Here is an 18890-nt window from a genome sequence, read left to right on the forward strand (position 1 = left end):
ACCCGGCGTCAGGCGCCGAGATCCGGCCCGGGTGGGTCCCCCCGCTGGCCCTGGACCTCCGCCCAACCTCGGAGTTCGTTCGTGCCCACCTCTTCGACCGCCCGTTGCAGCGTGGCGCGGGCGTCCGGGTCGCGCGCGGGGGGTGGGAGCAGTACGTAGCGGTCGATCGCCCGGCGTAGGGCTTCCCGCGACTGGGCGGCGAGGACCCAGCGCGAGCCCGGGCTGAAGAGTTGGCGCATGCCGGTGAAGAAGACGGCGCCGCCCGCGATCAGGGCGGTGAGCCAGGCCGGTGCGTGCAGGCCCGCCGCCACGACCGTCGCGGACGTGGCGGCGAGCGCGCCGAGTTCCGTCGTGTAGTGGAGCCGTCTCGCCCGGTCGCACGTCCGCGCGTAGAACCGCAACTCCTGGCGGGCGAGGGCCAGCAGCGGATCCGGCTGCGTGGCCCACGGCTGCTCGACGGTCGTTCTTCGTCTCATCGCCCCATCATCGGGCGATCACGGCGGTCGGCGAAAGCCGAAGCGTCACCAGCTCGAACGGGCGCAGCCGCAGGGTGAGTTGATCACCGGCACGGTTCACCTCCTCGGCCTCGGCCAAGGGGCGTTCCAGCAGGTCGGTGACCTCGACCGAGTCGAAGGCGAAGTCCACCGTCAGTGTTGCCCTGGCCCGGCCCCCGTGCGCTTCGTGGAACCTCACCACCACGTCCCCGCTCCCGTCGTCCGCGAGCTTCACCGCGGTGACCACGACCGCGTCCCGGTCCACGCTCACCAGCGGCGCGACCTCCTGCCCGCCCGTGAGCCGCCGCTCGGGCAGATTGATCCGCCAGCCCTCGCGCACCGCGTCGCCGATGGCCGCGCCCGGCACCAGCGCGTGCCGGAAACGGTGGACACCCTGGTCGGTCTCGGGGTCCGGGAAGCGCGGGGCGCGGAGGAGGGAGACGCGGACCGTGGTGGTCGTCCCACGATCGCCGTCCGTACGCACCGTCCGCGTCACGTCGTGGCCGTACGTCGAGTCGTTGACCACGGCGACACCCCAGCCGGGCTCCTCCACGTGGACGAAGCGGTGGTTGCAGGCCTCGAACTTGGCCGCCTCCCATGAGGTGTTGGTGTGGGTGGGCCGGTGGAAGTGCCCGAACTGGGTCTCGGACGCGTACCGTTCGGCATGCACGTCGAGCGGGAAGGCGAGCTTCAGGAACTTCTCGGTCTCGTGCCAGTCGACCTCGGTGTCGATGAGCAGCCGCCGCTCCCCGGGGGCGAGGGACAACACCTGGGTGACCCGGGACGCGCCGAAGGACCGTACGATCCGCACCGCGTTCCCGTCGGCCACGACCTCCTCCGCGTCCGTGAGGTCCGTGACCGTGTTGCGGTAGAACTCGTCGACGTCCCAGGCGTCCCACATGTTCGGGAAATCCGGGTGCAGTTGGAGCAGGTTCGCGGCCCGGCCGGGGGCGATCGTCTCGCGGTCTGCCTCGATGTCGTAGGCGGAGACGACGAGGCCCCGCACGTCGATCTCGACGCGGAGCAGGCCGTTCTCCAGTACGTGTCCGCCGCCGGGCCGTGCCGTGCGGGCCGTCTCGCCCTGGACCAACGGCGCCTGGGCACCTCCTGCGGGGACGCCGTCACGAGTGTGGGGCGCCGAGTTGAACACCAACTCCCTTGTCCCCTCCCCCGCCAACGCGCGCTGGGCCGCGTCGATGATGCCGTTCAGCTCCAGGGCGACCCGCTCGTACGTCCTCCGCGCCTCCCGGTGCACCCAGGCGATCGACGAACCGGGCAGGATGTCGTGGAACTGGTGGAGCAGTACCGTCTTCCAGATCCGGTCCAACTCCTCGTACGGGTACGGGAATCCGGCCCGGACGGCAGCCGTCGCGGCCCACAGTTCCGCCTCGCGCAGGAGGTGTTCGCTGCGCCGGTTGCCCTGCTTGGTCTTCGCCTGGCTGGTGAGGGTGGCGCGGTGGAGTTCGAGGTACAACTCGCCGACCCAGACGGGCGGTTCGGGGTACTCGGCCTCGGCCTTCTCGAAGAACTCCTTCGGGGTCTCCCAGGCCACGGTCGCCGAGCCTTCGAGGTCGCGCAGCCGGGACGCCTTGGCGACCATCTCGCGCGTGGTGCCGCCACCTCCGTCGCCCCAGCCGGTGGGCGCGAGGGAGTGACGGGCCACTCCCTTGTCCTTGAAGTTGCGGGCGGCGTGGGCGATTTCACGGCCCTGCATGGAGCAGTTATAGGTGTCGACGGGCGGGAAGTGGGTGAAGATCCGGGTGCCGTCGATGCCCTCCCAACGGAAGGTGTGGTGCGGGAACTTGTTCGTCTGCGACCACGAGATCTTCTGCGTCAGCAGCCACTTGGAGCCCGCGGCCCTGATGATCTGCGGCAGCCCGGCGGCGAAGCCGAAGGTGTCGGGCAGCCAGGCCTCCTCGTTCTCGATGCCGAACTCGTCGAGGAAGAACCGCTTGCCGTGCACGAACTGACGGGCCATCGCCTCCGATCCCGGCATGTTGGTGTCCGACTCCACCCACATACCGCCGGCCGGCACGAACCGCCCGTCCGCCACCGCCTTCTTGACCCGCGCCCACACCTCGGGCCGGTGCTCCTTCACCCAGGCCCACTGCTGGGCCTGCGACATGGCGAAGACGAAGTCGGGCTCGTCCTCGATCAGGGCGGTCATGTTGGACGTCGTACGGGCCACCTTGCGGACCGTCTCGCGCAGCGGCCACAGCCACGCGGAGTCGATGTGGGCGTGCCCGACGGCGCTGATGCGGTGCGCGGACGGCACGGCGGGCGCCGACAGGACGGACGTCAGGTGTGAACGGGCCCTCTCCGCCGTGCCGTTGACGTCCTGGAGGTCCACGGCGTCCAGCGCCTTCTCGATCGCCCGCAGGAGGTCCCAGCGGCGCGCGGAGTCAACGGGCAGCTCGGCCATCAGCTCGCCGAGGACCTCCAGGTCGAGGACGAGCCGCCAGACGTTCTCGTCGAGGACGGCGAGATCCATGCGGGTGAGCGTGTACTGCGGTTCGCTGCCGGCGGTCTCCTTGTCGCCCAACTGGGTCGGCAGGAAGGGGTGGTAGTCCAGGATGACCGGGTTGGACGCGGCCTCGATGTGCAGCCGCACCTCCTCGCCGCCGGAGACGGGCGCGCCGACGCGGACCCACTGGTTGCGCGGGTTGAGGCCCTTCACGGGGGTGCCGTCGGGCCGGTAGACGAGGCCCTCGCACTGGAAGCCGGGCATGTTCTCGTCGAAGCCGAGGTCGAGCAGCGCCTCGACGGTCTTCCCTGCCCAACCCTCCGGCACGGTCCCGGTGACACGGAACCAACTGGTCCCCCAGGGAGCACCCCACCGGGCGCCCACCTCGATCGGTTCGGGTACGGCGGCGAGTCCCTCGGCGACGGGCACCGGCTCACCGGGCGCGTGCCAGACGGCGACCTCCAGCGGCACGGACTCGGGGTAGACGGCGGGACGGATGCGTTCTTCGAGGACACGCTTGAGGCGGGCTTCGACCAGGCTGCGGTCGTCATGCATGTGGGGTGCTCCGTGGTTCGGTTGCGGGTGAAGGTACGGGTGGGGGCAGGGGTGTTACCAGGTGTGCGTGACGGTCGCGGGGGCCGACGCTGTGTACAGCTCCCCTGTCGCGCGCAGTTCGAACCGCGCTTCCTGCTCACCCTGTTCGGCCGTCAGCCCGCCGACGAAGAAGGCCCGCTGGCAGGTGCCGCCGAGGAAGCGCCGGGTGCCATCCGGCAGGAGGCGGTGGAGGGTGTAGTGGCGTACGGCGCCGGGCGCGGCGTCCCAGGCGAAGCGCAGGTCGCCACCCGTGGCGGCGGTGATCCGCAGACCGGAGGGCGCGGCGGGCGGCTGGGGGTCGTCGGCACCGCGGACAGCGAGCCCACCGAGCCGCCAGTTCACCGGTCCCTCGGTCGCCGTGAGCCGTACACCGATCGCGTGCAGCGTCCCGGAGAGACCCGTGAGCGGCACCGTCACGGTCTGCCAGCCGTTGACCGAGTTCACCGGCAGATAGGTGTACGGCGGTGCCGACCCCGCGCCACTCGGCTCGGCCGTGGCGACCGCCAGCTCGACGTTCACACTGCCGGTGTCGGTACGGAACGTCAGGTCGACCACGGTGTCGGCGCCTATCGGCAGTTGTGAACCGTACAGATCCACGGTCGTCGGTTGATCCAGCGCACCCGAGACCAGGACACTGCTGCCGCCGCGCCACGCGTCCGCGAAGTCGAAGGTCACGGTGGGTCGTTGGCCGGCCGTCCGCACCACCCATCGCCGGGACGGCAGTCGGTCCTGGAGTCCGAGGTGGTTCCACGGCGCGTCCGAGGTGACCGTCCCGTCCTCGTACCAGCGCAGCCCGTGCCCGGTGTTGAAGACGCTCGCGAACGGCAGCGCGCCGCCCACCGTCGACCGGTCGGCGACCGACACCGCCGGCGCCCGCCAACCGTCCGTGGAGTCCGGCTGCGAGGGGTCGAGTGAGCGGCCGGTCCAGAACCGGTCGTCGGCCGCGTGGAAGTCGCCCGGCGTACGGCTCGCGGGCAGGTGGTTGCGGGTCCACTCGGGCCGGTAGAAACCGATGGACGTGATGTGCGCCTTGGTCGTCGGCACCATCGCGTCCCAACTCACCGACGTATCGGACCCGTTGGACTCGACATCGACGCCCGCCCACAACTCGTAGCGGCTGCGCCCCAGGCCGTCCGCCTTCGTCCCGGACGCGGCCAGCGTGCTCGCGCTCCACCGGAAGTCGACGAACATGTCGTCGGCGGCCTGGAAGAACGCCTGGTTCGAGGTGTTCAGCGCGCCCTGCCAACTGACCGTGCCGTTGACGGTCATCGCGTCGTACCAGGTCACCCGCTGCCCCTGGGCGGCTGCGAGGGACTTCAACTCCCTTACGAAACCCTGCATGTCGGTGCCGAGCGCGGTGTTTCCGCCGCTGGTCTCGGCGTTGACGAACCATCCGTCGAAGCCGTACGCGGCCGCCACCGCGACGAGTTGGGCGGCCAGCGGGTAGTGCCCGGCAGCGTCCTTCTGGACCAGGTCGCGGGTCCACTGGAGCTGTCCGCCGTAGGCGACGGGCGGCAGGAAGATGTTGCCGAGGACGGGCACGCCGTGCCGGTGGGCGGCGTCCACGATCGGTGCGTTGGGGGCGAGGATGATGCCCTCGCCGGACGAGCCGCCCCAGAAGACGAGTTCGTCGAGGTAGGACCAGTGGGTGAGGGCGTAGTAGTCGGCGGTGGCCGCGCCCTGGGAGGGGTTGCTCGACGTCGGTCCGAAGGAGACCAGCGACTGGATGCGGGCCTGGCCGGAGCGGGCGGTGCTGTTGGCGGGGGTCGGGGTGAAGCGTGCGGCGAGGGGTACAGCGGCGGCGTTGAAGGCGAGGTCCGTGTCCGAGGCGGCGGTCCAGGTCTTCAGGCTGCGCCAGGTGATGCCGGTGCCCGGGGTGCCGGAGGGCAGGGAGTCCGGGTACCAGTAGGAGGCGTAGGGCTGGGTCGCGGTGGCGGCGGCCTGCCCCACCGCGTGGGCTGGCGTGGGGAGTTGGGGCAGCAGGGTGGCTGCCGCGCCGGCGAGCAGGACGGTGCGTCTGGTGGGGCGTCGGGGGTTCACGAGCTGGTGCCTCCTTGTGGGGTGGGGAGTACCTGGTCGGGAGTGACGACTTCGGTGATGCCGCGCGCGGCTAGGTGGTCCTTGTCGTCCGCGCGCGTGTCGAGGACGGTCGCCGGGCGGGTTCCGTCGACGACGAGTCGGAAGTAGGCGTCGAAGACCGGCCCGCCGGGACCGCAGACCGAGCGGACCGACGGGTCGGCGGGCACGACGAGGGCCGTGGTGCGGGTGGCGGGCGCGTAGGTGGGCTCGCGGGCCGCCTCCGCGAGCACCAGCGCGATGTCCTTGGGCTGCCGGTCGTTGGTCAACAGGCCCAGCCCGTACTCGAGTTCGGGGAAGTCGGCGAGGTCGCGGGACACGTCGTGGGAGCACCACCAGGTGATGCCCCAGAGGTCGGTGCAGTCAAGGGCGTTGGCGATCGTGGCGTCGGCGAAGGCCGCCGCGTGCTCGGCCGGTACGAGCGGCTGGGGTGCGCCGACCTCCTGAAGCCAGACGGGCCGGTGCGGTGCCTCGGCCCAGGCCTTGCTCAACTCGACCAGATACGCGGCGTGGTGCTCGGCGGGGACCGAACTCCGCCCGTGGCGTTGGGCGGTGCCGTTGAAGACCCAGGAGTGCACGGCCGTCATCGCGCCGTGCCTGGCGGCCTGGGCCGGGGTGAACGGCATGTCGTCCTGGTACCAGGTCGCGTCGTACTCGGCGTGCAGATGCGGCTTGCCGGGCGCCCCCTCGGCGCAGGCCGCGAGCATCCGCTCCAGCCAGGCGTCGATCTGGTCCTCCGTCGCCCGGTCGGGGTCGGGATGCGGGCCCGCCGAGAACTGGTTGACCTCGTTGCCGAGGGTCATGCCGATGAAGTTCGGCCGGTCGGCGAGGGCGGCGGCGAGGGTGCGCAGATAGACCGCCTGACCGTCGAGGACGTCGGGGTCGGTGAAGAGGTTGCGCCGGTGCCAGGTGCGAGTCCAGGCGGGCAGGTAGTCGAAGCTGCTCAAGTGCCCTTGCAGCCCGTCCACGTTGACGTCGATCCCGCGCTCACCGGCCGCGTCGACGAGCTGAACGAGCTGCTGCACGGCCTTGGGTCGGATCAGGGTCCGGTTGGGCTGGAAGTAGGGCCACACCGGGAAGACCCGGATGTGGTCGAGGCCCAGCTCGGCGATCGAGTCGAGGTCGGCGCGCACGGAGTCGAGGTCGAAGTCAAGCCAGTGGTGGAACCACCCTTGGCTGGGGGTGTAGTTGACGCCGAAGCGCACGGCAGAAGTCATCGGGATCCTGGTTCTGTAGTGCGTACCTGAATGCGAGGCGGCTTCACCCCTTGACCGCGCCTTCACCCACGCCCCGGAAGAAGTACCGCTGGAGGCAGGCGAAGAGGGCGATCAGGGGTGCCACGGCGATGACCGTGCCGGCGGCCACCAGGCGTTCGTCGTTGGCGAAGGTGCCGTGCAGATAGTTGAGGCCGATGGTGAGCGTGAACCTGGACGGGTCGCTGAGCACGATGAGCGGCCACAGGAAGTCGTCCCAGGCGCCCATGAAGGCGAAGATCGCGACAACGGCGACGGTTCCCTTCACGGACGGCAGCGCGATCCGCAGGAACCGCTGCCAGACGTTGGCGCCGTCGACGAAGGCCGCCTCCTCGATCTCGTAGGGCAGGTTGAGGAAGGCGTTGCGCATCAGCAGGACGTTCATCGCACCGATGCAGCCCGGGAGGACCACGCCGATCAGGGTGTTGTTGAGGCCCAGCTCCCGCATGGTGGTGAACTGGGCGATGATGATGCCCTCCACCGGCACGAGCATCGCCAGGATGAAGACGAGGGTGGCCACCCGGCGCCCCCGGTAGCGCAGCCGGGCCAGCGCGTAGCCCGCGAGGGCCGAACCGACGCAGTTCGTCACGACGTTGGCGGAGGCGACCTTCAACGAGTTGAGGGCGTAGTCCCAGACGGGGATGGTGTCGGCGACCCGCTGGTAATTGTGCAGAGTCGGGTGTTGGGGCAGGAAGGTCGGCGGTGAGCTGTAGATGTACTCGGTCGGGCCCTTGAGCGAGGTGGAGAGCTGCCACAGGAAGGGGCCGACGGTGATGGCGAGGACGGCGAGCAACAGCGCGTAGCGCAGGGCGAGTTCCCAGCCGCGGATACGGCGGCCGTGCTCGTCGGTGACACGCGGTTTCCGGGCCGGAGCCGGTGTCTCGGCCGGGCGCACTCGCTCGATGACGGTCATGGCACGTCCCTCCGGTCGGCCCGCAGCACGAGCAGCATCAGGGCGACGGTGACCACGAAGACGACGACGGAGAGGGCGGAGGCGTAGCCGACCCGTCCGGTCAGTCCCGTGCCGGTGCGCTGGACGAGCATCACGAGGGTGGTGTCCTCGCCGGCCGGTCCGCCGCTCGGGCCCGCCATCAGATAGACCTCGGAGAACACCTTGAAGGCGGCCACCGAGGACAGCGCGCCGACGAGGACCATGGTGGAGCGGACGGCGGGCACGGTGACCGTGAAGAAGCGGCGTACCGCGCCCGCGCCGTCGACCGACGCGGCCTCGTGCAGTTCGCGGGGCACACTGGCGAGCGCCGCCAGATAAATGATCATGTAGTAGCCGAGGCCCTTCCAGACCGTGACGGCCATGGCGCTGAGCAGCAGCAGCCACTGGTCGCTGAGGAAGCCGATGCGGCCGACGCCGATCGTCTCCAACAGCGAGTTGACCAGGCCGCGTTCGTCGAGCAGCCACACCCAGATCAGTCCGACCACGACGATCGAGGCGACGACCGGGGTGTAGAAGGCGGACCGGAAGAAGGTGATGCCGGGGATGTTCTTCTGCACCAACAGGGCGAGCAGCAGCGGGAGTACGACGAGGGCGGGGACCACCCCGAGGATGTACAGGGTGCTGTTGCGCAGGCCGGTCCAGAACATGTCGTCGTGCCACAGCTCGCGGAAGTTGGCGAAGCCCACGAAGTGGCCTGGGATCAGGGTGCGCCGGTCGGTGAAGGCGCCCGCCAGTGTGGAGCCGAACGGATAGAGGATGAAGACGCCGGTGATCAGCAGCCCGGGGGCGGCGAACAGCCAGGGACTGGTGGGCAGTTGGCGCCGCACCCGGGAGACGGTGGAGAGGGCCATCCCGGACTATCCCTGCTGCTGGAGCAGTGTGTCGCACTGCTTGACAGCGTTGTCGAGAGCCGCCTTGGGGCTCTCCTTGCCCTGCAACGCCTTGGCGACCTCGTTGCGCAGCGCGGTCTTCATCTGCTCGCTGAACAGCACCGGTGTGTAATTCACCGCGTTCTTCAGGGACTTGGCGGCGGCGATCCGCACCCGGGTCTCGTCGGTGCCGTCCTCCTTGGTGAAGTACGGGTCCTCCAGGGAACCCGCGGTGCTCGGGAAGATGGCGACCTGCTTCGCGAACGACATCTGCCGCTGGGCGTCGGTCACGTAGTGCGCGAAGGCCACGGAGGCGGCGGTGTGCTTGGTCTTGGAGTTGACCATCACCCCCATCACGTACATGTTGACGTGGCCGGTGCTGGTGATCTGGTCGGTGATCCCGATGTTCTTGTACAGGGTGGGCGCCTGCTTCTTGAAGTTGTCGAGGTCCAGGGCGCTGCCGGGGTTCATGGCGACGGCCCCGGTGAGGAACTTCTTGCCGGACGACTCGGGGGTCGCGGTGAGCGCCTGCGGGTCGAGGGCCTTCGCGTCGTACAACTGCTTGTACTTGGTGAGGAGTTCGACGCCCTTGGCGTCGTTGAAGGCGAAGCCGGTGCCGGCCTTGTTCATGAGCTGGACGCCGTAGCGGCCGAAGTCCTCGACGGTGGGGACGTTGGCGAGGGTGGCGACCTTGCCGTCGGTCTTCCGGGCCAACTGGAGGGCGTCGGCGAAGAGTTCGTCGTACGTCTTCGGCGGCTGGTCGGGGTCGAGTCCCGCCTGTTTGAACAGGGACTTGTTGTAGAAGAGCGGGCCGGTGTTGAGGTACCAGGGGAAGGCATAGGTGCCGGTCATGCCCGGTATCTGATGGCTGGCCCAAGCCCCGCTCAGATACTCGGACTTGTACTTCGCGGCGGCCTTGTCGAGGTCGAGCGCGAGGCCCGCCTTGGCGAGCGGGGCGACCAGGTCCGGCGAGACGTTGACGACGTCGGGCAGGGTGCCGCCGGCGGCGTCCGCGCTGATCTTGTCGGCGTAGCCCTCGGCGGGTTGGTCGATCCATTTCACATGGGTGCCGGGGTACTTCTTCTCGAAGCCGGCGACCACGCCCTCGAAGTAGGGCTTGAAGTTGGCGCGGAGGTTCCAGGTCTGGAAGGTGATGTCGCCCTCCACCTTGCCCGAGGCGTCGGACGATCCGCCGCCGTCCTCTCCTCCGGAGCCGCAGGCGCTCAGCGGCATGAGGACGACGGCGGCGGCAGCGAAGGCTCTGCGGGAGATGCGCACGGCGGGTGACTCCTTTGCGGTGGCGGTGGCCGATCGTGCCGGGGCAGACCCTGCACGCTGTCCGGCGGGCGAGTCAATGGATTCCGCTCAGCTAAATTCATTAGTTGGCTCGATCCGGCCAACATCGGGGCAACTCACCTGGTCAGAAAGGTGCGTTCGCATTCTTGCGGTGGATCACTAATGCGCTTTAGGGTGTGCTGGCTCAAGCGCTTTAGTGCACGGTTCCGACGGAATGGAGATCGGGCGTTGTCAGGCAAGCGGGCGCCCGCGCGTCGGCCGACGATGAAGGACATCGCGCAGCGCGCCGGGGTGTCCGAGAGCGCGGTCTCCTTCGCGCTCAACGGCCGGCCCGGGGTCTCCGAGATCACCCGGGACCGGGTGCGCCGGGTCGCGGAGCAGTTGGGCTGGCGGCCCAGCACGGCGGCGCGGGCGCTGTCCGGGGAGGGCGCGGCGACGGTCGGTTTCGTCCTCGCCCGGCCCGCGGACACCCTCGGCGTGGACTCGTTCTTCCTGCAACTCGTCTCGGGCATCCAGGAGGTGTTGGCCGAGCGCCATCTCGGTCTGCTCTTCCAGATGGCCGAGGACGTGGACGACGAGTGCGCGGTGTATCGGCGCTGGTGGGCCGAACACCGGGTGGACGGCGTCCTGGTGGCCGACCCGCGCACCGTCGACCCGCGGCCCGACCTCCTGGACGAACTGGGCCTGCCCGCCGTCGTGATCGGCGGCGCGCCCGACGAACGCCACCCCGGACTGTCGACGGTGTGGGCCGACGACGCGGGCGCGATGGCGTCGGTCGTCGACGAGTTGTACGCGCGCGGCCACCGGCGGATCGCGCACATCGCCGGACTGCCGGGCCTCGCGCACACCGAGCGCCGGATCCGCGCGCTGCGCGCCGAGGCCGCGCGGCGCGGGCTCACCGAGGTGCGCTCGGTGACCACCGACTACTCGGACGCGGCGGGCGCTGCCGTCACCCGCCGGGTCCTGGAGGTCGAGGCTCCCCCCACCGCGCTGATCTACGACAACGACGTGATGGCCGTCGCCGGGGTGGCCGCCGCGGCCGAACTCGGCCGCTCCGTGCCGGCGGACGTGTCGGTGGTCGCCTGGGAGGACTCCGCGCTCTGCCGCATGGTCCGGCCGTGGCTGTCGGCGCTGTCCCGGGACAGTGTGGAGTTCGGCCGAACGGCCGCGCGGGAGTTGACCTCTCTGTTGGACGGCGGCCCGGCGCGCACGGTGCGGGTCCCGGTGCCGCGGCTGATCGAGCGGGACAGCACGGGAGAGGCGCGCCGGTGAGCGTGCGCTGGAGTTTTTGCGCGAGCGGTAGGCCGATAACGAGCAGGTGGCGTTCATCGCGCACCTACGCGCCGACATCCAACTCGTCCAGCCGGGCGCGTTCACCATCGACACCGGCGTGCGGTCGTGGTGGCTGGCTTCGAAGTCATCATCGCCGCGGCCGTCGAGAACGCTACGGCACCGGACCAGACCTTCACCGAGCGCCAGAGGCTGCAGCGCGAGGACATCGACCTCATACTGTGGCGGGCGCTGCCCGACACCAACGCACCGCACATGGCAACCGCGCGCAGACCGTCGAGCGCTGATTGAAGCTGACCTGGAACTCAGGGCTTCCCGCAGCCGGTGACAGACCCGCTCCGCCGCCGGCGGGAAGCACAATGCCTCCTCATCGGCCGCGACCTCCGCACCCGTCCCCTTCCCTCTCTACTACTGAGGACCAGTGGCTGTGACCAAGCGGCTCAAAACGGGAAGCACGCCTCGTAGGTCACTGTCGTCCACCGTGGCGGTTGCCGCGGCCCGCGCTTCTGCCGAGGCATTGAATGCCACGCTCAACCCGACGGATGCGAACAGTGGCAGGTCGGAGCGGCTGTCCCCGACGGCTGCGCACGAGCGGGGCGTCAACCCCAACTCTCGCGCCTGCGCGAGGGCGAAATCTCGTTTGTCGTACTCATCGAAGTGACGGGCGACCCGGCCCGTGAACCGGCCGTCCGTGCTCTCCAGCCGAGGTCCGCTGAACGCGTGGAAGCCGAAGCGGTCGGTCAGGTAGCTGCCGACCGGCGACCAGGCGAGGGTTGCCAGCACGGGCACCAATTTGTTCCGCCGGCACCAGGCCACGGTCTCCGTGATGCCGGAGACCAAGGGAAGCCCGTCGAGCCAGCCAGAGACTTGGTCTTCGGGCATGCCCGCCCAACCCGCGGCGTCCAGCTGGGAAACCTGTCGATTGTCCAGGGCGCCGGCGGCGTAGGCGTCCTCGGCCTTAGCCAACTCGTCTCGATGGCCAAGGAAGCCGGCCAGGAAAACCGACGAACTCGTGCCTGGGACGAGGGTGCCGTCGATATCGAAGAACACAGCGCCGACATGATCAGATGAGGACACCGGCCAAGGATGTCACCAGACGCGAGAGGACGGATCGTGCGCTCCCCGCGCACTTCCGATATACGTTTTGTGGTGGCCGCCCAGTCATCCTGGCGCCGACCGCGGGGCGATCCGGCGGCACACACCGATCGCGGTGCTGTTCGCTGCCGCCGGGTCTCAGCCGCTGTCCTTGCGGTAATGCTGGAACAGTGCCAGGGCCGCTACTGACGGAGCGTCCTTGAATCGGCCCGCGGCGATCAACTGCCACACTTCCGCCTCAGAGAACCAGCGGCTGATCAAGCCGGCTTCTTCGTCGTCCAGGTGAGGTTCGCCACCGGCGAGATCGGTGGCAAGGATGACGTGAAACCCCTGGTCACAGTATCCGTAGGCCTCGAAGAGGTGGCCCAGAGGCGTCATCGTTCGAGCGGTCAGGCCCGTCTCCTCCGCAAGTTCACCACGCGCCAAGTCCAGCGGGTCTGCGTCCGGTCTGTCTTCCCATGTGCCCTGAGGGAACTCCCAATAGCGGGCCTTCACCGGATACCGGTACTGCTCAACGAGGTGGAAGCCTCCGTTTTCATGCGGAATGATCAGCGAAAAGTCAGGTTTGTGCACCACGCCGTACAAGCCCTCTGCGCCGTCGTGGCGCACCGTCTTGTCCTCGCGAACGGTCATCCAGCGGTTCTGGTAGACCACGGTCGAGTTGGTGGCTGTGAGCTCATGCTCGGGTAACGATGCGTCGGAGATCATGCCGCGACGTTAACCCGTCTCAGCCGCTGAGCGACTCCAAGAGATCACCCGTGGGGGTGTCAGTTCTCGGCTCTGACACAGATCTTGGGAAGCGGTCGCGGAGCGTCACCGCGGTGTTCATTGCGGGTTGGTCGTTGCTTCGTGAGACCGCGCATGCTCCGCGTGCGACGGACCCGTAGGCAATATCGGTGCGCTGCTCAGCGGTTTGTTGCTTCCAGAACTCGATGGTCAGAAACGGGTTCCCGCGGCTGTCGGTTGGAGGGGTGCTGATGGTGATCGCGCAGTGCGGCCGCACGGTGCGGGTCGTGTACAGCCCGACATCGCAAGGACAAGGGCCGCGATGCGTAGCAGCACCCTCCAGGAAGGGGCAAGGACGCGACGTCCAACGCACGAATGGTACTGAGGCGTCGGGCATCGAGTCGGTGCCCTGACCTGTTCCATCCGGGCCCCTTTGGCGGATCTGGCCTCGCCCGTCCCACTGCAAAATCTCGTCAACAACTGGTGTCCGCTGGCACGTACATAGAGCTCGTAACACGATCTTGTCGAGCGTGGCTGCTTGGCCGTGACGTACACGGTGTTGTGTTGTGTTCACTGGCGGAACGTGGACAGATGGCTGTGCTCGTGGACCACGACCTGCGGGCGCAGATCGAGCCGTTGCTGACGAACTGGCCATGGGAAGGCTTCCGTGTCGAACCCGTTGTCGACCTGGTAGAACGGGCTCGAAGGGGGAGAGACATGGGTGGCTTCAAGTGTGGCTGCGGCAACAACTTCAGCGGTTCCCACAACCCGGGTCAGCAGTTCCGGCTCGTCCCTGATGAGCTCTTCGACCAGGTCGCCTGGCCTGCTCCTGCCGATCTCGACACCCAGGAGCGGCAGCGTGCCGTGGAAGCCTCCCTGCTCGTCGCTGTACGTCTGTGGCAACTGCGGGCGGCTTCACAGTGATGGCGAGAGCCGAACGATCGTCTCGTACGTCGCCGATGTCTCCCCACCCCGTATCTGGGCTGACTTCGCCCTGCGGGATGACATCGGTCGAATCCTCCTCTGCCAGGACAGGAGCCTTGCTGACGTCCGCCGCCAGAAGCTTCTCCTCAACCCGCCTTTGTCCGTGGTCCTCTACGACGAATCGGGTGCTGAGACATTGGGGGACGCAGAGTTCGGTCTGGACGCTTCCGGCAGCTACGACGAATCGGTTTGGGCGGTCAGGGTGGATGATCGCCCCGTCTGAGGATTCGATGGCGGGCTCTCGGCTGGGTGCGTAGGCCCGCATCACGATCACGGTCGGGCCTTCTTGAGGCGTCTCCAGCAGATGAGGCCGCAGCAAGGGAGACGATTAGTAGGTCGCCTCTTCGAGTCCCAGCCTCCGGGCTGTCAGTGCTCGCCGAAGACTTCCTTGACCTCGCGCAGCGCGTAGTAGACCAGCACGTACCCGGCGGCCGGGTCGGCCCACCACAGGCCGGCCAGAGAATTCAGCAGGAGGCCTAGCAGCACGGCGGCGGCCAGCAGGCCGTCGATCAGGGTGACCCGCCCCTCAGTCTTCAGCACCGGATTGTCCAGCGCGGTGCCGGTGCGTGCTTTGCCGACCGCGAGCGCGAACATCACGGCGGCCGTCACGGCGGTCCAGCCGATGCCCAGCGGCGAGTGGTGGGACCGGAAGCCGGTGGCCAGCGCCCAAGTGGACTGCACCAGCAGGTACACGGCCAGTAGCGCGAAGCCGACACCGATCAGCTTCAGCGCACGGCGCCGGCGGTTCTCTCCGGTGCCCGACAGCTCCCAGATCACCACCGTGGAGGCGCCGATCTCGATCAGGGAGTCCAAGCCAAACCCGGCCAGCGCCACCGACCTCGCCGACATCGCGGCGACGGCGAGCACCACGATGCCGATCACGTTCCAGCCGAGGGTGGCGTACTCCAGGACGAACCCGCGGCGGATAAGCGTCTGACGGGCGGCGTCACCGGTTCTGGTCACCGTGAGATCCTTCCAGGCCTACCTGTCGGCTTGGGAGGCGCCTCGGGCGTGCTGTCCATTCTCGGGTTCTGGCTCGCTTTCCGTGACGCGTGCACGATGGGTGATTTTCGCTGGGAGGCCAATGGGACCGAAGGTGGACCTCAGGTGCGGACGATGGGGCAGTCACGTCGGATCGAGTGCTGCGCAGCGCGCAGGAACAGTGCGACGTAGAAGGCTGTGTCCAGGTCCTTGGTCCACGGTCCTGTGCGAGAAGTGGCCAGTTCCTTTGCTTCGTGCCTGAACCACGTGCTCAGGTCGAGGTTGTCGCATGTCGCCGGGATTTCGGCCGGCAGATCGGTGGCTGCCGCCAGCTTCTCGGCGAGCGGTAGTACCTGGGGTGCCACCCGACTGTGGCGCCTTCCGCGAAGAGCGGCGCGCGGTCCCGGCAGACGATCTCGATGCCGGGTCGCTTCGCCAGCCATGCGGCCAGGCTGGACGCCTCCCGGTCAGGCACCAGATCCACCGGCCGGCGGGACTCGACGTCGACGAGCACCGTGCCGTAGACCCGTCCTTTGCGTGGCGTACTCATCGACACCAACCACCCGCGGGGCTGGGACATCCGGTTCGGGCAAAGTGTTGAGCAGCCGCAACACCGCGCTGCGACTGAGGGGCACCCGCCGGCCGTCAGCGCCGCACTCTCTCTGCGCCAGGCCGGAGAGCCCTCCCCAGTGAGCCGCGGGATGGTCAGGGTCTGCGCCGTCATCGGCACCGTGACGGCCCCGGCCCGCATGACCCACATCGCGTTGCGCGCCAGGTCGATGACCCGGCCGGTAACACCCGGTTCAGGTCCGAATCGCCGGACACCGCCGGGTACTTCGTGTGAGGCTTTGCCCATGACCTCCGAAGACCCGCTGGCCGACCGGCTCCAGCTCGACCGGCCGCACTCCGCCCGTGTGTGGAACTTCCTGCTGGGCGGCAAGGACAACTACGCCGCCGACCGCGAAGCCGGCGAGATGATCGTCCAGATGTTCCCGGACATCGCCCTGCTCGCCCGCCTCCAACGCCGTTTCCTGGTAAGGGCCGTGCGCTATCTCGCCGAGGAGGCGGGCATCCGCCAGTTCCTCGACGTCGGCACCGGCCTGCCCACCGTCGACAACACGCACGAGGTCGCGCAGCGCATCGCGCCCGAGAGCCGCATCGTGTACGTCGACAACGACCCGCTGGTGCTGGTGCACGCACAGGCGCTGCTCACCAGTACACCGGAGGGCGCCTGCGCCTACCTCGAAGCCGATGTGCGCGACCCCGAGCGGATCCTCGAAGTCGCCGCGCGGACACTGGACTTCAGCAAGCCGATCGCGCTGACGATGCTGGGCATCCTGGGTCAGATCCCGGACTCGGACGAGCCCGAGGCTGTCGTGGCCCGCTTCCTGGAGGCCCTGCCCCCGGGCAGCTATCTCGCGCTGAGCGACGGCACCGACACCAACGCGGCGCTCAACCAGGCGATCTCGGTGTACAACGCCAACTCCGCAAGCTCGTACCACCTGCGTGGCCCGGAGCGGATCGAGGCCTACTTCAAGGGCCTTGAGGTCATCGAGCCAGGCATCGTCCCCACCTCGCAGTGGCACCCGGAGCCGGTCGACGTGGGCCGGGACCCGTCCGATGTGGACGCGATCTGCGGCATCGGCCGCAAGGTCTGATCGGCGACACGGAAGAGGGGCACCGGCGCAACGCCGGTGCCCCTCTTGCGTGTTGTGTTCCCGGGACTCAGAGCCGGAACAGTGCCCAGACCGTCTTGCCGCCGCCCGCGCGCAGGTTCCAGCCCCATGAGTCGCTCAGCGCGGCGACCACCTGGAGGCCGCGCCCGGACTCGGCGAACTCGTCCGGACACCCCTCCACGGGTATGCGGTCGCTGTCGTCGGTGACCGCGCACACCGCGTACGGCAGCCGGTCCCACACCGCGACCCACAGTGAAGGCCGCGGCTGCGTACGGGAGTTGGGAGCCTGGCCGTAGCGCAGCGCGTTGCTCACCAGTTCCGACACGGCGACCGCCATGTCGTCGACGAGTTCGCCGCCGACCCGGTCGGCCACCGCCGCCCGGGTGAAGTCCCGTGCCACATGGGCCGATTGAGGCATCGGCGGCACGACGAGGACGGAACAGAGCGCGGGGTCGCGCCCGTCCCCGGCGACGGGGACCCGCGTGACGGTCTGCCCCAGCCCGGGCCGGCCCACCTCGTCGACGGCCCGGCACAGCCACTCCCAAGTCCCCTCGACACGCAGGGCATCGGCCGGTCGTACGACTTGCTCTGCGGACATCGCGACCCCTGAGACCCCATGGGAAGAGAACAACTGCGCGCACTACACCTGTCCGGAGCATCGTCCTCCGTCTGCCCCTGCGAACGCAAGTGCATCGGCAATTACCGCTGCAATTGCAGACGATCTTGCGAGCGGTCTCCCCCGGGGCTATCGTCCTCCGCATCACCAAGGGATGCAATTGAAGCTGCAATTGCACCCGATCCTCCGGGGGAGCGATGAGGCCTCAGATCAAGCACGCGAACGGCATGGCGGCCACCCTGTTGAACGGCGCGGAGTGGCACAAGAGCCACCACAGCAACCCCGAGGGCAACTGCGTCGAGTTGGCCGCGCTCTCCGACGGCCATATCGCCGTACGCAACTCGCGCCATCCCGAAGGTCCGGCGCTCGTCTACACCAGCGCCGAGATCTCCGCGTTCGTCCGCGGTGTGAAGGACGGCGACTTCGACGGCCTACTCCCCGGCCGCTGAGGTCAGGCGAACCCGCGGATGGCCGGAAGACGCCGGACACAGGCCGGTGTCTTCCGGTCCCTTCACTCCCCGCAGTTATCCGGAACCTCGGTGCTACGATCCTCTTTTAAGTCCCGAAAACTTGCGGACGGTATCGGCGCGACCGCCGAGGGGATGAACATGACTGCAGCTCAACCGGAACACGCACCCTCGGGTTCGGACGTACTGAGCCTTCAGCGCGGTGGTCCGACCGTCCAGCGCATCATGCTGGGCACCCGCCTGCGCCGCCTGCGTGAATCCCTCAACATCACGCGTGACACGGCCGCTTCGGCGATCCGCGCCTCCGACGCCAAGCTCTGCCGCATGGAACTGGGCCGCGTCGGCTTCAAGGAGCGCGATGTCGCCGACCTGTTGACGCTGTACGGCCTGCACGAGCCGGACGTACGCCAGGAGTTCCTGGACTCGGTCCGCCGCGCCAACGAACCCGGTTGGTGGCGCGACTACGGCGATGTCTTCCCCAACTGGTTCGAACAGCACCTGGGGCTGGAGGAAGCCACCTCCCTCATCCGTACGTACGAAGTCCAGTTCATCCCCGGCCTGTTGCAGACCGCCGCGTACGCCGAAGCCGTCGTCCGGCTCGGTCGCCCGGTCGACATGCCGGACTCCGTCCGGCGTCGCGTCGAACTCCGCATGATCCGGCAGGAGTTGCTCACCAGGCCGGACGGGCCGAAGCTGTGGTTCGTGGTGGACGAGGCGGCGCTGCGCCGTCCGCTGGGCGGAACGGCGGTGATGCGCGAGCAGCTCCGGCACCTGATCGAGGCGGCTGCCCATCCGAACATCACGGTTCAGGTGCTGCCGTTCGAGGTGGGTGGCCATGCGGCCGCCGGCGGTCCGATCACCGTGATGCGCTTCCCCGTCCCGGACCTGCCGGACGTCGTCTATCTCGAACAGCTCACCAGCGCCCTGTACTTGGACAAGCCCGAAGAGGTCGACCACTACCTCGCGGTCATGGACCGGCTGAGCATGGTCGCCTCACCGGGCCCCGAGTCGGTGGCCTTCCTGGAGAAGCTCCTCAAGGACATGTAGCTCGAAGGAG

The 18890-nt window shown here is 68.7% G+C and carries 18 protein-coding genes and 1 pseudogene; 6 read left to right on the top strand and 13 right to left on the bottom strand.

The window, feature by feature from the left end; genetic code table 11:
* Positions 1-8 precede the first annotated feature (8 nt).
* The 7 genes from ABZT04_RS23350 to ABZT04_RS23380 are packed head-to-tail and all read right to left on the bottom strand — an operon-like array spanning position 9 to position 9980.
* The gene (locus ABZT04_RS23350) at positions 9-476 is read right to left on the bottom strand and encodes a DUF4231 domain-containing protein (RefSeq protein ID WP_356058877.1); all 468 of its coding nucleotides are present in this window, start codon (positions 474-476) and stop codon (positions 9-11) included.
* Positions 477-483: 7 nt separating this feature from the next.
* On the bottom strand, positions 484-3513 hold the full coding sequence (locus tag ABZT04_RS23355; protein WP_356058878.1) for a glycoside hydrolase family 38 C-terminal domain-containing protein: 3030 nt from the start codon (positions 3511-3513) through the stop codon (positions 484-486).
* 54 nt (positions 3514-3567) lie between these two features.
* Complete coding sequence (locus ABZT04_RS23360; protein WP_356058879.1) at positions 3568-5592, bottom strand: endo-beta-N-acetylglucosaminidase; 2025 nt, start codon at positions 5590-5592, stop codon at positions 3568-3570.
* Positions 5589-6845 (bottom strand): glycosyl hydrolase, encoded by a 1257-nt coding sequence (locus tag ABZT04_RS23365; RefSeq protein ID WP_356058880.1) that lies wholly within the window; start codon positions 6843-6845, stop codon positions 5589-5591. Before ABZT04_RS23365 ends, ABZT04_RS23360 begins: the two co-directional genes overlap by 4 nt.
* A gap of 43 nt (positions 6846-6888) precedes the next feature.
* Positions 6889-7794, bottom strand: a complete 906-nt coding sequence (locus ABZT04_RS23370; RefSeq protein ID WP_356058881.1) for a carbohydrate ABC transporter permease — start codon at positions 7792-7794, stop codon at positions 6889-6891.
* Positions 7791-8684, bottom strand: a complete 894-nt coding sequence (locus tag ABZT04_RS23375) for a sugar ABC transporter permease (RefSeq protein ID WP_356058882.1) — start codon at positions 8682-8684, stop codon at positions 7791-7793. The genes ABZT04_RS23370 and ABZT04_RS23375 overlap by 4 nt, the downstream gene beginning before the upstream one ends.
* A 6-nt stretch (positions 8685-8690) precedes the next feature.
* Positions 8691-9980, bottom strand: coding sequence for a sugar ABC transporter substrate-binding protein (locus ABZT04_RS23380; RefSeq protein ID WP_356058884.1), 1290 nt, complete (start codon positions 9978-9980; stop codon positions 8691-8693).
* A 282-nt stretch (positions 9981-10262) separates the two neighbouring features.
* On the opposite strand from ABZT04_RS23380, the gene ABZT04_RS23385 reads away from it, so the two are divergent.
* The gene (locus ABZT04_RS23385) at positions 10263-11270 is read left to right on the top strand and encodes a LacI family DNA-binding transcriptional regulator (RefSeq protein ID WP_356058965.1); all 1008 of its coding nucleotides are present in this window, start codon (positions 10263-10265) and stop codon (positions 11268-11270) included.
* 126 nt (positions 11271-11396) lie between these two features.
* Positions 11397-11579, top strand: a complete 183-nt coding sequence (locus ABZT04_RS23390) for a hypothetical protein (protein ID WP_356058885.1) — start codon at positions 11397-11399, stop codon at positions 11577-11579.
* A gap of 117 nt (positions 11580-11696) precedes the next feature.
* On the opposite strand, the gene ABZT04_RS23395 is transcribed toward ABZT04_RS23390, so the two are convergent.
* A complete protein-coding gene (locus tag ABZT04_RS23395; RefSeq protein ID WP_356058886.1) occupies positions 11697-12365 on the bottom strand; it encodes an HAD-IB family phosphatase in 669 nt (222 codons plus the stop codon).
* A 156-nt stretch (positions 12366-12521) separates the two neighbouring features.
* Positions 12522-13091, bottom strand: coding sequence for an NUDIX hydrolase (locus tag ABZT04_RS23400; RefSeq protein WP_356058888.1), 570 nt, complete (start codon positions 13089-13091; stop codon positions 12522-12524).
* 609 nt (positions 13092-13700) lie between these two features.
* On the opposite strand from ABZT04_RS23400, the gene ABZT04_RS23405 reads away from it, so the two are divergent.
* A complete protein-coding gene (locus tag ABZT04_RS23405; RefSeq protein ID WP_356058889.1) occupies positions 13701-14033 on the top strand; it encodes a hypothetical protein in 333 nt (110 codons plus the stop codon).
* A 426-nt stretch (positions 14034-14459) separates the two neighbouring features.
* On the opposite strand, the gene ABZT04_RS23410 is transcribed toward ABZT04_RS23405, so the two are convergent.
* From ABZT04_RS23410 to ABZT04_RS23420, 3 genes and pseudogenes are all read right to left on the bottom strand, one after another.
* The gene (locus ABZT04_RS23410) at positions 14460-15056 is read right to left on the bottom strand and encodes a cation transporter (protein ID WP_356058891.1); all 597 of its coding nucleotides are present in this window, start codon (positions 15054-15056) and stop codon (positions 14460-14462) included.
* A 140-nt stretch (positions 15057-15196) separates the two neighbouring features.
* On the bottom strand, positions 15197-15439 hold the full coding sequence (locus ABZT04_RS23415) for a hypothetical protein (protein WP_356058970.1): 243 nt from the start codon (positions 15437-15439) through the stop codon (positions 15197-15199).
* Positions 15440-15450: 11 nt separating this feature from the next.
* Positions 15451-15637, bottom strand: a pseudogene (locus tag ABZT04_RS23420) (transposase); the annotation flags it as partial.
* Between the two features lie 291 nt (positions 15638-15928).
* On the opposite strand from ABZT04_RS23420, the gene ABZT04_RS23425 reads away from it, so the two are divergent.
* On the top strand, positions 15929-16732 hold the full coding sequence (locus ABZT04_RS23425; RefSeq protein ID WP_356058892.1) for an SAM-dependent methyltransferase: 804 nt from the start codon (positions 15929-15931) through the stop codon (positions 16730-16732).
* Between the two features lie 67 nt (positions 16733-16799).
* On the opposite strand, the gene ABZT04_RS23430 is transcribed toward ABZT04_RS23425, so the two are convergent.
* Positions 16800-17348, bottom strand: coding sequence for an ATP-binding protein (locus tag ABZT04_RS23430; protein ID WP_356058893.1), 549 nt, complete (start codon positions 17346-17348; stop codon positions 16800-16802).
* Between the two features lie 215 nt (positions 17349-17563).
* Here ABZT04_RS23430 and ABZT04_RS23435 point away from each other — a divergent pair, with 215 nt between their 5' ends.
* Both ABZT04_RS23435 and ABZT04_RS23440 read left to right on the top strand, forming a co-directional pair.
* Entirely contained in the window at positions 17564-17815 is a 252-nt protein-coding gene (locus tag ABZT04_RS23435; protein ID WP_356058895.1) for a DUF397 domain-containing protein, read from the top strand.
* Between the two features lie 159 nt (positions 17816-17974).
* Positions 17975-18880 (top strand): helix-turn-helix transcriptional regulator, encoded by a 906-nt coding sequence (locus ABZT04_RS23440; RefSeq protein WP_356058896.1) that lies wholly within the window; start codon positions 17975-17977, stop codon positions 18878-18880.
* The last annotated feature ends 10 nt before the right edge of the window (positions 18881-18890 follow it).

This window comes from Streptomyces sp. NPDC005492 (assembly GCF_040605995.1).
GTDB lineage: Bacteria > Actinomycetota > Actinomycetes > Streptomycetales > Streptomycetaceae > Streptomyces.

Excerpts from the sequence above, each read along its gene's own strand:
- ABZT04_RS23350 (WP_356058877.1), bottom strand. The coding sequence starts at position 476 with ATGAGACGAAGAACGACCGTCGAGCAGCCGTGGGCCACGCAGCCGGAT.
- ABZT04_RS23355 (WP_356058878.1), bottom strand. The coding sequence starts at position 3,513 with ATGCATGACGACCGCAGCCTGGTCGAAGCCCGCCTCAAGCGTGTCCTC.
- ABZT04_RS23365 (WP_356058880.1), bottom strand. The coding sequence starts at position 6,845 with ATGACTTCTGCCGTGCGCTTCGGCGTCAACTACACCCCCAGCCAAGGG.
- ABZT04_RS23370 (WP_356058881.1), bottom strand. The coding sequence starts at position 7,794 with ATGACCGTCATCGAGCGAGTGCGCCCGGCCGAGACACCGGCTCCGGCC.
- ABZT04_RS23375 (WP_356058882.1), bottom strand. The coding sequence starts at position 8,684 with ATGGCCCTCTCCACCGTCTCCCGGGTGCGGCGCCAACTGCCCACCAGT.
- ABZT04_RS23385 (WP_356058965.1), top strand. The coding sequence starts at position 10,263 with ATGAAGGACATCGCGCAGCGCGCCGGGGTGTCCGAGAGCGCGGTCTCC.
- ABZT04_RS23400 (WP_356058888.1), bottom strand. The coding sequence starts at position 13,091 with ATGATCTCCGACGCATCGTTACCCGAGCATGAGCTCACAGCCACCAAC.
- ABZT04_RS23405 (WP_356058889.1), top strand. The coding sequence starts at position 13,701 with ATGGCTGTGCTCGTGGACCACGACCTGCGGGCGCAGATCGAGCCGTTG.
- ABZT04_RS23425 (WP_356058892.1), top strand. The coding sequence starts at position 15,929 with ATGACCTCCGAAGACCCGCTGGCCGACCGGCTCCAGCTCGACCGGCCG.
- ABZT04_RS23430 (WP_356058893.1), bottom strand. The coding sequence starts at position 17,348 with ATGTCCGCAGAGCAAGTCGTACGACCGGCCGATGCCCTGCGTGTCGAG.
- ABZT04_RS23435 (WP_356058895.1), top strand. The coding sequence starts at position 17,564 with ATGAGGCCTCAGATCAAGCACGCGAACGGCATGGCGGCCACCCTGTTG.
- ABZT04_RS23440 (WP_356058896.1), top strand. The coding sequence starts at position 17,975 with ATGACTGCAGCTCAACCGGAACACGCACCCTCGGGTTCGGACGTACTG.